This window comes from Aeromonas sp. 2HA2 (genome assembly GCF_029237345.1).
GTDB classification, from domain to species: domain Bacteria; phylum Pseudomonadota; class Gammaproteobacteria; order Enterobacterales; family Aeromonadaceae; genus Aeromonas; species Aeromonas salmonicida.
Window position 1 is genome coordinate 102,160 of sequence record NZ_JAACGB010000007.1, and the last position, 13,419, is coordinate 115,578.

The 13,419-nt window shown below is 58.3% G+C and carries 9 protein-coding genes; 6 read left to right on the top strand and 3 right to left on the bottom strand.

What is annotated here, in order from left to right:
* Window positions 1-145: 145 nt before the first annotated feature.
* Entirely contained in the window at window positions 146-2,179 is a 2,034-nt protein-coding gene (gene metG / locus GWQ29_RS11340) for a methionine--tRNA ligase (RefSeq protein WP_275919457.1), read from the bottom strand.
* A 186-nt stretch (window positions 2,180-2,365) separates the two neighbouring features.
* Between metG and apbC the strand changes: the two genes are divergently transcribed.
* From apbC to GWQ29_RS11360, 4 genes are all read left to right on the top strand, one after another.
* A complete protein-coding gene (gene apbC / locus GWQ29_RS11345) occupies window positions 2,366-3,448 on the top strand; it encodes an iron-sulfur cluster carrier protein ApbC (protein WP_087755727.1) in 1,083 nt (360 codons plus the stop codon).
* A gap of 109 nt (window positions 3,449-3,557) precedes the next feature.
* The gene (gene udk / locus GWQ29_RS11350) at window positions 3,558-4,202 is read left to right on the top strand and encodes a uridine kinase (RefSeq protein ID WP_021138915.1); all 645 of its coding nucleotides are present in this window, start codon (window positions 3,558-3,560) and stop codon (window positions 4,200-4,202) included.
* Between the two features lie 63 nt (window positions 4,203-4,265).
* Window positions 4,266-4,847, top strand: coding sequence for a dCTP deaminase (gene dcd, locus GWQ29_RS11355; RefSeq protein WP_005311470.1), 582 nt, complete (start codon window positions 4,266-4,268; stop codon window positions 4,845-4,847).
* A 425-nt stretch (window positions 4,848-5,272) separates the two neighbouring features.
* The gene (locus tag GWQ29_RS11360; protein ID WP_042467361.1) at window positions 5,273-6,745 is read left to right on the top strand and encodes an inorganic phosphate transporter; all 1,473 of its coding nucleotides are present in this window, start codon (window positions 5,273-5,275) and stop codon (window positions 6,743-6,745) included.
* A gap of 705 nt (window positions 6,746-7,450) precedes the next feature.
* Here GWQ29_RS11360 and rne read toward each other — a convergent pair.
* Window positions 7,451-10,660, bottom strand: coding sequence for a ribonuclease E (gene rne, locus GWQ29_RS11365; protein WP_275919458.1), 3,210 nt, complete (start codon window positions 10,658-10,660; stop codon window positions 7,451-7,453).
* Between the two features lie 413 nt (window positions 10,661-11,073).
* Between rne and rluC the strand changes: the two genes are divergently transcribed.
* Together rluC and GWQ29_RS11375 are read left to right on the top strand one after the other, a co-directional pair.
* Window positions 11,074-12,018, top strand: coding sequence for a 23S rRNA pseudouridine(955/2504/2580) synthase RluC (gene rluC / locus GWQ29_RS11370; RefSeq protein WP_005311488.1), 945 nt, complete (start codon window positions 11,074-11,076; stop codon window positions 12,016-12,018).
* Window positions 12,018-12,665, top strand: coding sequence for an HAD-IA family hydrolase (locus tag GWQ29_RS11375; RefSeq protein ID WP_275919459.1), 648 nt, complete (start codon window positions 12,018-12,020; stop codon window positions 12,663-12,665). Before rluC ends, GWQ29_RS11375 begins: the two co-directional genes overlap by 1 nt.
* A gap of 87 nt (window positions 12,666-12,752) precedes the next feature.
* Here the strand turns inward: GWQ29_RS11375 and GWQ29_RS11380 are convergent, their stop codons facing one another.
* Window positions 12,753-13,334: a nucleoside triphosphate pyrophosphatase gene (locus tag GWQ29_RS11380; protein ID WP_275919460.1), complete on the bottom strand. Its 582-nt coding sequence runs from the start codon at window positions 13,332-13,334 to the stop codon at window positions 12,753-12,755.
* Window positions 13,335-13,419: the final 85 nt, after the last annotated feature.

The following is a 13,419-nucleotide window of genomic DNA, read 5'->3' on the forward strand; positions in this document are numbered from 1 at the left end:
TGAAAAGGCAGTCTAGGCAAATTGTGCCGCAGCAACAACCGCCTATGTGTGGGGGATAGGGGGCGAGTCTGCCCATGCTGTGGGAAAATGGCATAAAAAAGAGAGGCCAGATGGCCTCTCTTCTCATGGGGGGCATCAAGCGTGGTTACTTGACGCGCATGCCTGGCTGGGCGCCTTCCTGCGGCTCCAGGATCCAGAGGTCCTTGCCGCCCGGGCCTGCGGCCAGCACCATGCCTTCGGACATGCCAAAGCGCATTTTGCGCGGCGCCAGGTTGGCCACCATCACGGTCAGCTTGCCTTCCAGATCTTCCGGGTTGTAGGCGGACTTGATGCCGGCGAAGACCTGACGGGTTTCACCGCCCAGATCCAGTTGCAACTTGAGCAGCTTGTCCGCTTCCGGTACCGCTTCCGCCTTTTTGATCAGCGCCACGCGCAGATCAAGCTTGGCGAAATCCTCATAGGAGATGGTTGGGCTTATGGGGTCATCTGCCAGCGGGCCTGTCACTTTCGGTGCCTGCTCCTTGGCCAGATCTTCCTTGGAGGCCTCGATCATGGCTTCAATCTTGGCAGGCTCGATGCGGGAGAACAGTGCCTTGAAGGGGGTCAGCTGATGGTTGGTTAGCGGCAGGGCGACGCCATCCCAGGTGAGGGTCTCACCCAGGAAGGTTTCGGCGCGCTCGGCCAGCAGCGGCATGACCGGCTTGAGGTAGGCCATCAGCACGCGGAACAGGTTGATGCCCACGGAGCAGACCGCCTGCAGCTCGGCGTCTGCGCCTTCCTGCTTGGCCAGCACCCAGGGCGCCTTCTCGTCCACATAGCGGTTGGCCTTGTCGGCCAGCGCCATGATCTCACGGATGGCGCGGCTGAATTCGCGCGCTTCATAGGCCTCGCTGATGGAGGCGCTGGCGTTGGTGAACTCGGCATAGAGCTCGGGCTCGGCACAGGTAGCGGCCAGCTTGCCGTCGAAACGCTTGGCGATGAAGCCGGCATTGCGGGAGGCGAGGTTGACCAGCTTGTTGACCACGTCGGCGTTGACGCGGGCCACGAAGTCATCCAGGTTCAAGTCCAGATCGTCGATGCGGCTGTTGAGCTTGGCGGCGTAGTAGTAACGCAGGCACTCCGGATCCAGGTGGTTCAGGTAGGTGGAGGCCTTGATGAAGGTGCCCTTGGACTTGGACATCTTGGCACCGTTGACGGTCACATAGCCGTGTACGTTGACCTTGGTCGGCTTGCGGAAACCCGCCCCTTCCAGCATGGATGGCCAAAACAGGCAGTGGAAGTAGGCGATGTCTTTGCCGATGAAGTGATAGAGCTCGGCCTCGGAGTCCGCCTTCCAGTAGCTGTCAAAGTCGATATCGCCGCGCTTGTTGCACAGGTTCTTGAACGACGCCATATAGCCGATGGGAGCATCCAGCCAGACGTAGAAGTACTTGCCGGGTGCGCCCGGGATTTCGAAACCGAAATAGGGGGCGTCGCGGGTGATGTCCCACTGCTGCAGGCCGCTCTCGAACCACTCCTGCATCTTGTTGGCCATCTCTTCCTGAATGGCGCCGGAGCCGCGTACCCAGCCGGCCAGCCAGGTTTCAAACTGCGGCAGGTCGAAGAAGAAGTGTTCGGAGTCCTTCATCACCGGGGTCGCACCGGAGACGGCGGATTTCGGATCGATGAGCTCGGTCGGGCTGTAGGTGGCACCGCAGCTGTCGCAGTTGTCGCCGTATTGCTCCGGAGACTTGCACTTGGGGCAGGTGCCCTTGACGAAGCGGTCCGGCAGGAACATGGATTTTTCCGGATCGAACAGCTGAGTGATGGTGCGGCCCTTGATAAAGCCACCGTCTTTCAGACGGCCGTAGATCAGCTCCGCCAGTTCGCGGTTCTCATCGCTGTGGGTGGAGTGATAGTTGTCGAAGCTGATATTGAAACCGGCGAAGTCGGTCTGGTGCTCTTTGGAGACAGCCGCGATCATCTCTTCCGGGGTGATCCCCATCTGTTGCGCCTTGAGCATGATGGGGGTGCCATGGGCATCATCGGCACAGATGAAGTGCACCTGATGGCCACGCATTCGCTGATAACGAACCCAGATATCGGCCTGGATGTGTTCCAGCATGTGGCCAAGATGGATGGAGCCATTGGCGTAGGGGAGGGCGCAGGTTACCAGCATTGTACGAGGATCAGTTGCCATATAGTCGTTCTTGATGTGCTTGTTGGGATGATACAGTGCCGTGCATGTTACCCGAATTGGGGGTCGCCTGCCTAGGGTGGCGGCGCTGTCCGCCCTGGTGCTCGCGCTGGTTGGCAAGCAGGCAAGCCACTGATTTGTGTGCGGTAACAGTTCACCTCAAGATAATGACAAGATAATGAGGAGTTACTGGTGATTGATTCAGTAAAACAGATCCTGGCCGAATTTAAGCCGACAGGGTGGGACAAGGATCTGGTTGCGGCCGGGTTTGCGCGCAGCATAGAGCAGCAAGGGCAAGGCCTGGTCATCAAACTGGTGTTGCCCTTTGCCGGATGTTCCCTGTTTGAGCAGATCAAGCAGGAGTTCGATGCTCGCCTGCGTACCGCTACCGGTGCGACCCGCATCGACTGGACCTGTGACATCGAGGTGGCCAGCATGCCGCGGGCGCAAGGGCTGGCCGCGGTGCAGGGCATTCGCAACATCCTGGTGGTCGCCTCCGGCAAGGGCGGGGTCGGCAAGTCCACCACCGCCGTCAACCTGGCGCTGGCGCTGCAAAAAGAGGGGGCGCGGGTCGCCATTCTGGATGCAGACATCTATGGCCCCTCCATTCCGACCATGATGGGTACCCTCAAGGAGCGTCCCAGCAGCCTTGACGGCAAGTTGATGGAGCCGGTGATCGCCTGTGGCCTCAAGAGCAACAGCATTGGTTATCTGGTGGCCGAGCAGGATGCCACCATCTGGCGCGGCCCCATGGCGAGCAAGGCGCTGGCCCAGATCCTCCATGAGACCCGTTGGGGCGAGGTGGACTATCTGGTGGTGGACATGCCGCCAGGCACGGGGGACATACAACTCACCATGGCCCAGCAGGTACCCACGTCAGCCGCCGTGATCGTCACTACGCCGCAAGATGTGGCGCTGGCCGATGCCCGCAAGGGGGTTGCCATGTTCAACAAGGTCAATGTGCCCGTGCTCGGCATCATAGAAAACATGAGCTATCACGTCTGCAGTGCCTGCGGTCATCACGAGTCCTTGTTCGGGACAGGTGGCGGCCAGAAGATGGCAGAGCAGTATCAAGTGGCGCTGCTGGGTCAGCTGCCGCTGCACATTGATATCCGCCAACACATGGATGATGGCTGCCCAACCGTGTTCGGGGCACCGGAAGGAAGCCTGGCCCAGGCCTATCTGAAGCTGGCTCGTCGGGTGGGAGCTGAACTCTATTTCAGCGGTAAACCGATTGCGACCCCTCTCTATACCATGGCGCTGGATGAATAATCGGCTGTCGGATGTTTGAGGTGGATTTGAGGGTGGGCATGGCTCACCCTTTTTTATATAATGGATCGGTTTAAACAATCCCCACTGCTCTTCTCTTTAGGTATTTTCAATGTCTGATACTCAACATTCGTGTGTGATCATCGGTATTGCTGGCGCATCCGCGTCTGGCAAGAGTCTTATCGCTCAAACCATTTATGAAGAGCTGGTGGCCGAACTGGGCGCAGGTCAGATTGGTGTGATCACCGAAGATTGCTACTACCGTGATCAGACCCACCTGACCATGGAAGAGCGGGTCAAAACCAACTATGACCACCCCAATGCCCTGGATCACGATCTGCTGGTGCAGCATCTGAGCCAGTTGGTGAAAGGGGATGCGGTCAATATCCCCCAGTACTCTTATACAGAGCACACCCGCATGAACGAGGTGACACCGTTCGCCCCGCGTCGGGTGATCATTCTGGAAGGGATCCTGCTGCTGACCGACAGTCGCTTGCGGGATCTGATGGATGCCTCCATCTTCATGGATACCCCGCTGGATATCTGTCTGCTGCGCCGTTTGGTGCGTGACGTACAGGAGCGTGGTCGTACCATGGATTCCGTACTCAAGCAGTATCAGAAAACCGTGCGCCCCATGTTTTTGCAGTTTATCGAGCCTTCCAAGCAGTACGCGGACGTGATCGTGCCCCGCGGTGGCAAGAACCGCATCGCCATCGACATGCTCAAGGCGCGCATTCGCCACATGTTGATTGGTTAAGATGAAACAAGCCGGGTGATGCCCGGCTTTTTTAAATGAACATTTTGTCAGGAGAGTCGCCCAATGCGTCTTTGTGATACCGATATTGAACGTCATCTGGATGAGGGCAAGATCGTCATTGAGCCAAGGCCCGGTGTTGAGCGGATCAGCGGCGTCAGCGTCGATGTGCTGCTGGGCAACGAGTTTCGGGTATTTCGCGATCATACCGCTCCCTATATTGACTTGAGCGGCCCGAACAGCGAGATGGCCGATGCCATCGATCGGGTGATGAGCGACGAGATCCACATCCCGGATGGCGAAGCCTTTTATCTGCACCCGGGTCAGCTGGCGCTGGCGGTGACTTATGAATCCGTCACCTTGCCTGCGGATATTGTCGGCTGGCTGGATGGCCGCTCCTCCCTGGCCCGTCTCGGTCTGATGGTGCACGTCACCGCGCACAGGATCGATCCGGGCTGGTCTGGCCGCATTGTGCTGGAGTTCTACAACGGTGGCAAACTGCCGCTGGCGCTACGCCCCAAGATGAAGATCGGTGCCTTGAACTTCGAGATGCTTTCCGGCCCAGCCGCCCGCCCTTACAACAAGCGGGAAAACGCCAAGTACAAGAGCCAGCAGGGCGCCGTTGCCAGCCGCATCAACCAGGATTGATATCCCCTGATGTGATCCACTTGCTGAGTGTTGAAAGGGGCGCCCATGGCGCCCCTTACTGTTGGGCTTGCCATTGTGCCCAGTGCCAGCGTGCAGGAGACCCAAGTGGTTGGGGCAGGGGAGCGGGCTGATTGCTTGCCCTTATGTCTCCATTATCAGGTGTCGGTCGGCCGAAAATTGACGTTGGAACCGATAGAAAATCTGTCTTGCGCTGCAAGAATGTGATGAATTGTCCCCATTTGGGGACTGTTTTTGTCAGCTCAAGTTTGTTTAATTAATCAACGACAAGCCTCGTCGTGACTGGCTCTAAGCTATTTCCCTACTGAATGCCCTTTTTTTTTCTTACTGAAATATTTCAACAACGGGTATGGCACCGCCAGCCTTCTGGCATAATCCGCCGCAACTCATAAACAGGTTCGTTTTTTATGTTTGAAATGTTTAGTGGTTTGGGTTTGTGGTGGTCAATCGGTTTGGTATTGGCCGTTTTTTTTGTGCTTGCCTATGAATTCATCAATGGCTTTCACGATACCGCCAACGCGGTAGCAACGGTTATCTACACCAAAGCGATGCCGGCTCACCTGGCGGTAGTCGCATCCGGGATCTTCAACTTTTTTGGCGTCATGTTCGGCGGTCTGGGCGTGGCCTATGCCATTGTCCATTTGCTGCCGATTGATTTGCTGTTGGGCATGGATTCCACCCAGGGTTTGATCATGGTGTTCTCCCTGCTGTTTTCCGCCATTGTCTGGAATCTGGGGACCTGGTTCCTGGGCATTCCGGCCTCCAGTTCTCACACACTGATCGGTTCCATTCTGGGGGTAGGCGGTGCCTATGCCTGGCTCAACCATCAGCCGCTGACTCAGGGCATCAACGTCGCCAAAGCGATCGACATCATGCTTTCCCTGATCATCTCGCCGACCGTGGGCTTCATCGTTGCCGCCCTGTTGCTGTTTGCCATGAAGCGAGTCTGGCTGGGCAGCAAAATCCACAAGACTCCGGAAGAGCGGTTGCTGGTGGATGGCAAGAAGCATCCGCCGTTCTGGGCGCGCCTCACCCTGGTGGCTTCTGCCATGGGGGTAAGCTTCGTGCACGGCTCCAACGATGGTCAGAAGGGCATTGGTCTGGTGATGCTGGTGTTGATCTGCATGGCCCCCGCCTATTTTGCACTGGACATGAACAGCCGTTCCTACGAGCTGGATCGCACCCAGGATGCCAACCAGCGCATCATGGAGATCTATCAGCGCAACCACGAGCTGGTGTCTCAGGTCGTGGACTTCAAGGTGCCCGCCCAGGCCCAGGAAGAGCTGATGACCCATTGCTCTGCGGACGCTACGCTGCAAAACATGGCAACCCTGGATGCCCGTCTGGGCGCTGTGCGCACCTATGAAGAGATGGACCTGACCAATCGTCGGGAAGTGCGTCGCCTGCTGCTGTGCATTGACGACACAGCCCGCAAGGTGTCCAAGCTGCCGCTGCCGGCCAAAGAGCTGACTGACCTTGCCAAATGGCGCAAGGATCTGACAGCGACTGCTGAATATGCACCGACCTGGGTCATCGTCTCCATCGCCTTGGCGCTGGGTTGTGGCACCATGGTAGGCTGGCGTCGTATCGTCTACACAGTGGGTGAGAAGATAGGCGCCACCGGCATGACATACAGCCAGGGCATTGCCGCCCAGATCACTGCGGCAGCTTCCATCGGTGTTGCCAGTTTGACCGGTATGCCTGTGTCCACCACCCATATCCTCTCTTCTGCGGTAGCGGGGACCATGGTAGCGAACAAATCTGGCCTGCAGAGCCAGACCATCAAGACCATATTGATGGCCTGGGTGCTGACCTTGCCGCTGACCATGTTGCTCTCGGGCGGTCTGTTCCTTATCAGTCACCATCTGTTTGGCGGCTGATAACAGCTAATCTTGTTGATTGACGAAGGGCCTACGGGCCCTTTTTTCATTTCTCTGGATCAGAGTCCGTCTGCTTCTTCTCGAAGCAATATAAAGCGTTGACCAAACAGGATGGGCTTCCTGGTTATATTATATATGCCATCAAACTGGATGCGTTGTTCATCCAATAACGCCGCTTATCTAACATGCATATTCCTATATGCCAACAGTAACCCTGTGCATTGCAGACGTCCCTCAAGGGGCTGCATACGGTACATGCCCAAGGCGCAAGAGGGGGCATCTGTGCTCATCATCTGGGAGATGCCAATATGTCCTCGATTACCGCAGAGAGCCATCCTGGCTAAGCAGAGTCTCTGCTTGCTAGCTGCGGCAAGACAGACACGGGTAGACAAGGGCGAGCAGGGCATGTGCAGGGCTCTTGCTCAACAGCGCATTTGTCAGAGAGAGGGGTGATAACAGGCAAGCATCAATCATAAGCGCGATGCCAGGCATCATTGTTTAATGAAGCGGACTGGCTGGAGAGGCAAGAAGGGCTTGCTAGCGTTGCCAAAGGGATGACACCAGCTGACTGGTGCGGGGCAGGGGAATCTTATATACCGGCAGAGCGGGGGATATTGCACTACGAGCCCCTCAACCCGAATTGATGATAAAAAAAAGAGCCACACACTGTGTGGCTCTTTTTCTATCAGGCTAGTTAGCCAGCAATCAAGGACGACCAGCCGGGCTGGTTGCCACATTGACGGCAGCAGTACTGCCCGCATGACGGCCAGAGCTTGCCACTTCGCTGCGAACCAGCGGTGCTTGCTCTACCGGCTCACGCTCCGGCTGGGCTGGCGCCACAGCAGGCGTTGCCATAGGGGCAGAAGCCTTGCGAGCGCTGGCCAGCAGACCGGCACCCTTGTTGACCTGCTTGGTCACAGGGGCTGCAACAGCTGCCTTGGCAACAGGCTGTTCAGCCGCAGGCTCAGCGACCGGTTCAACCACAGCAACGTCAGCAGTCACGACCGGCGCAGTTTCGATGACAGCAGGAGCTGCCTCAATGGGCGCAGTGTCGACAACCGGGGCTGCTTCGGCAACAACAGGGGCCTCAACAGCAGGCGTTGCTGCAACGACCTCAGCAGTCTTGACATCGACAGGTGCTGCTTCAATGACGGGGGTCACTTCGGCAACGACTGGCGCAGTCACTGCCTCTGCCACAACCGGCTCGGCAGCAACAGGGGCTACGTCAGCTTCGGCAACGGTTGCAACGGTGTCGGTCACGACAGGTGCTGCAACTACGGCTACGGCGGCTTCTGCTTGCTCACGTGCTTCTTCGGCAACGGCTTCTGCCACTACGTGCTCGGTCAGAGCGGAAGAGGCTTGTACGGCAGCGGCAATGGCAGCGGCGCTCGGGATGGTGACGACAGGCACAGCCGGCTCTTCCACCTTCACCTGAGCAGCATCCGCCTGGGCGGCTGTGGTCATGGTTGCAGTGTCGGCCTGCGGCTCTTCATCATCACGCTGGCTGCGGGCATCTTCGTTGATGCGCTTGCGGCGTTGACCCTCGATACGCTGAGTGCGCGGGGTGCGACGGGAACGACGCTGGCCGTCGGCCTGCTCGTCACTCTGCTCAACGGCATCCGCCACGACAGCAACGGGAGCCTCGGTCGGCACAACAGCGACATCGCTGGCCGGTACGTCGGCACGGATCTGCTTGCGCAGTTGACGACGTTCGCGGCGCTCGGCGACTTTCTGCTCTTTTTCCTGCTGCGGCTCTGCGATGACAACGGCAGTTTCAACGGTTTCTACCGCTTCAACGACCACCTCGGCACGGGGCTCGCGCGGCGCACGGGGCTCACGAGCCGGACGCGGGGCGCGCGGTTCACGTTCCTGACGCGGTTCGCGGGGCTCACGTTCCACACGCTGCTCGCTGCGTACTTCAGTGCGAGTTTCACGTTCCTGACGGGGCTCACGCTCTTGACGAGGTTCGCGCTCTTTGCGCGGACGACGGTTGCGGCTTTCGCCACCCTCGCGGCTGGCGGCGCCTTCGCGCTTCTCACCCGCTTCAGCTGTGTTGCGGCTGTTGCGGTTGTCGTCACGACGGGGACGCTGACCACGGCCACGGGTATCATCACGCTGATGACGATGAGCCTCGTCCTTGCGTGCTTCCCGTTGCAATGCCGGTTTCTCGGCTGGTGCCTTGACATCGGCAGGGGCTGCGTCGGAACCGAACAGACCTGAAATGGCCTTGAACAGTTTGCCAAACAGACCCGCTTCCGCTTTGGCGGTAACGGGGGCTGGCGCCGCGACGGGGGCCGCAACTGCAGCCGGCGCAGCCGGTTGAGGTGCCTGGACGAAGCCTTGCAGCAGCGGTTGCTCACGCTCGATCACCTGAGTCTGCTTCGGCTGGTAGACCGGCTTGGCAATCTCGGTTTTCAGCTCGTAGCTGGCCGCTTCCGGGATTTCGTTCTGACGGATGCGGGTCACTTCGTAGTGCGGGGTTTCCAGATGCTGGTTAGGAATGATGTACAGACGTACTTCATTACGCTGTTCCAGACTGGCGATGGAGGCGCGCTTCTCGTTGAGCAGATAGGCGGCAACATCAACCGGCACCTGAGCATGAACCTGCTCTGTGTTGTCCTTCATGGCCTCTTCTTCGATGAGACGCAGGATGGACAAGGCCAGTGATTCGTTGTCACGGATGACCCCCTGGCCCTGGCAACGGGGGCAGATATGACTGCTGGACTCGTTGAGGGAGGGGCGCAGACGCTGACGGGACATTTCCAGCAGACCGAAACGGGAGATACGACCCAGCTGGATGCGGGCGCGGTCCTGATGTACCGCTTCACGCAGACGGTTTTCCACTTCGCGCTGATGGCGAACCGGCGTCATGTCGATGAAGTCGATGACGATCAGACCACCCAGGTCGCGCAGACGCAATTGACGGGCAATTTCATCGGCCGCTTCCAGATTGGTTTGCAGCGCCGTCTCTTCGATATCGCCGCCCTTGGTGGCGCGGGAGGAGTTGATATCGATGGAGGTCAGTGCTTCGGTCGGGTCTATGACTATGCTGCCGCCGGAGGGCAGGCGCACTTCGCGCTGGAAGGCCGACTCGATTTGGCTCTCAATCTGGAAGTGGTTGAACAGGGCAACTTCACCCTTGTACAGCTTCACGCGGTTGAGGAAATCGGGACGAACCAGCTCGATGTGAGCACGGGCACGTTCAAAGATGACAGGGTCGTCGATCAGGATCTCGCCGACATCGCGACGCAGGTAGTCACGAATGGCACGTACTATCACGTTGCTTTCCTGGTGGATAAGCACGGGAGCAGTTCGGTCTTGTGACGCCTTGTGGATGGAATCCCAGTGGTTGAGCAGAACGTTGAGATCCCATTCCAGCTCTTCCGGGGATTTGCCCACACCGGCGGTACGCACGATGAGGCCCATGCCGTCCGGCACTGTCAGTCCACTCAGAGCTTCTTTCAGTTCTGTCCGTTCATCGCCCTCAATGCGGCGGGAGATACCGCCTGCACGGGGGTTGTTCGGCATCAGCACCAGGTAGCTACCGGCCAGGCTGATAAAGGTGGTGAGGGCTGCACCCTTGGTGCCACGCTCTTCTTTATCGATCTGGACGATCACTTCCTGGCCTTCGCGGACCACTTCTTTGATGTTGGGACGACCCTGATAGGAATAACCGGAGGGGAAGTAATTGCGGGCGATTTCCTTTAACGGCAGGAAACCGTGGCGTTCAGCGCCGTAGTCGACAAAAGCAGCTTCGAGACTGGGTTCTACGCGGGTGATCTTACCCTTGTAGATGTTCGCTTTTTTCTGCTCATGGCCCGGACTTTCAATATCCAAATCGTAGAGCTGTTGTCCGTCAACCAGCGCTACGCGCAACTCCTCTTCCTGAGTCGCGTTGATTAGCATTCTTTTCATTGAGTTCTCGTTATTTTGTCATTTTGATTTCCTCCACAGGATCCTGCCGGCGCCGGCCTCGGGTCTTCAGCATACTTGGGCAACCTCCCGGTTGGGGTATGCATGAGGCGCAAACTAAGGGCGCTCTGGTTCGGCCTTCTCGAGAAGGCATGAATTAAGGATGCCGATGTGGAGACAAATAATCGGTTCTGCTTGTGTTCTCCATGCGTTGTACCTCGCACCCGGGAACCGTCATGTTCTTGTATACACGGTGTTTTGGGATTGGGTGGCATAAATATTGGCCACTTAGTACAAGGCTTGAACACAATGACAAAACCTTGTTTATTATCCCATTTAAACCACTTTTATAGCAAGGCGCCATTTTTCAACAAAGCATGCAGCCAAGGGGCGCCGGCAGTGTTAAAATCCGCGCCATGACACAGATACAACAACAAGTGCAGCTGCTCACCATCGAAGCTGAGCATGAAGGGCAGCGCATCGACAATTTTCTCAAGACTCAGCTAAAGGGCGTCCCCAAGAGCCTGATTTATCGCATCCTTCGAAAAGGGGAAGTGCGCGTCAATAAAAAGCGCATCAAACCGGAATACAAACTCTGCCCGGGCGACGAGGTGCGGGTTCCCCCCGTGCGGGTTGCCGAGAAAAACGAACTGCCCTCTGCCAACCTTGGCAGCATCCAGCGTCTGGAGAGCCAGATCCTGTTTGAAGACGACGCCATGATAGTGCTCAACAAACCGTCCGGCATGGCCGTGCACGGCGGCAGCGGTCTGAGCTTTGGCGTCATAGAGGGACTGCGAGCCCTGCGCCCGGACGCCCGCTTCCTGGAGCTGGTGCATCGGCTGGATCGTGACACCTCTGGCGTGCTGCTGGTTGCCAAGAAGCGCAGTGCGCTGCGCAGCCTCCATGAGCAGTTGCGGGTCAAAACCATGCGCAAACAGTATCTGGCGCTGGTACGCGGCCAATGGCAGCCCCACGTCAAGGTGGTCAATGCGCCGCTGCGCAAGAACGATCTGCAATCCGGTGAACGGGTGGTGCGGGTCAGCAGTGATGGCAAGCCATCCGAAACCCGTTTCCGGATTGCCCGTCAATTTGCCGAGGCGACCCTGGTCGAGTGCAGCCCGATCACGGGGCGTACCCACCAGATCCGGGTCCATACCCAGCATGCAGGTCATCCCATTGCCTGTGATGACAAGTATGGGGAAGCTGCCTTTGACGAGAAAATGCGCAGCCAAGGGCTGAAACGGCTATTTTTGCACGCCTGGAAGCTGACATTCACTCATCCGGTTGATGGCCGCGAGGTGCTGATCGAGGCGCCGCTCGCGCCTGAGCTCGACAATTTCCTCAACAAGTTGGCACGCTGATGAAGGCTATCCGACTCGCCATTTTCGACTGGGACGGTACCCTGATGGACTCGGTGGGGCGGATTGTTGCCTGCGTCGCGGGGGCGGCGCGCGATTGCGGCGAGCCGGTGCCCACTGCGGTGCAGACACATCAGATAATAGGGCTCAGCCTGGAGGTCGGCATTCCACTGCTGTTTGACCTGGCGCCGGGCGGCGAGCGGGTCAACGCCCTGATCGCCCGCTATCGTCATCACTATCTGCATGACGGTACACCGAGTCCGTTGTTTGCCGGGGCGAGTGCGCTGCTGCATCACTGGCACGGGCAGGGAATTACATTGGCGGTGGCGACAGGCAAGTCTCGACGCGGGCTGGATCGGGTGCTGGATGATACCGGCCTGCGGCCGCTGTTTGCTGCCACCCGTGGCGCGGACGAGGCCAACTCCAAACCCGATCCTCTGATGTTGACGCAAATTCTGGATGAGCTGGGCTTTGCTCCCCATCAGGCAGTGATGATCGGTGACTCCATCCACGACATGGCGATGGCAGAAGCGCTCGCCATGCCGCGGATCGGCGTAAGCTGGGGTGTGCACGACAAGAAGCGCTTGCAGACACATGATCCGCTTGCGGTCGTCGATACCATGGATGAGTTGAAGCTGCTGCTGGGTTAGTCTTGCCATATGCCAGTTGAATAGATGACGAAACGGGAGCCTTGGCTCCCGTTTTTCGTTTGGCTCGTCGTGGATAGGCCATTCCCGTCAGGGCAGGGCGAGGCCATGGCGTTCCAGCAGCTCGATCAGACCGATCAGGGGCAGGCCGATCAGAGCGTTGGGATCGCGCCCCTCCAGCCCTTTGAACAGCACTATCCCCATACCTTCACATTTGAAACTGCCCGCGCAATCAAGGGGCATCTCCGCTGCCACGTAGCGGCGAATGGCGGTCTCATCCAGAGTGCGGAAGTGCACAGTGAAGGGCTCCACCAGCTGTTCTGCTTTGCCGTTGGCGGCATCCAGTACGCACAGGCCGGTATAAAAGGTGATGCAGCGGCCCCGTACGGCCATCAGTTGTGCCACCGCTTTCTCCACAGTGCCCGGCTTGCCCAGGATCTGACCGTCGCAGACACACACCTGATCGGACCCTATGATCAGTCCCTGATCACGCCGGTTGGCAATGGCATTCGCCTTGGCATAGGCCAGCCGCGCCACCAATGCCTCGGCAGATTCGCCGGGCAGGGGAGATTCATCCACCTCGGGCGCTGCACATTCAAAGGGAAGGCCGAGTTTTTCCAACAGGGTTTTGCGATAGCGGGACGTGGAGGCGAGGATAAGCTGTGTTGGCATTGTGTTGTGATGTCCTGATTTGATGCAGTCAGGTGCCGATGGTATCGCCACGCCGTGAGCCGGGCAAATCTCCGATGAGGTTTCC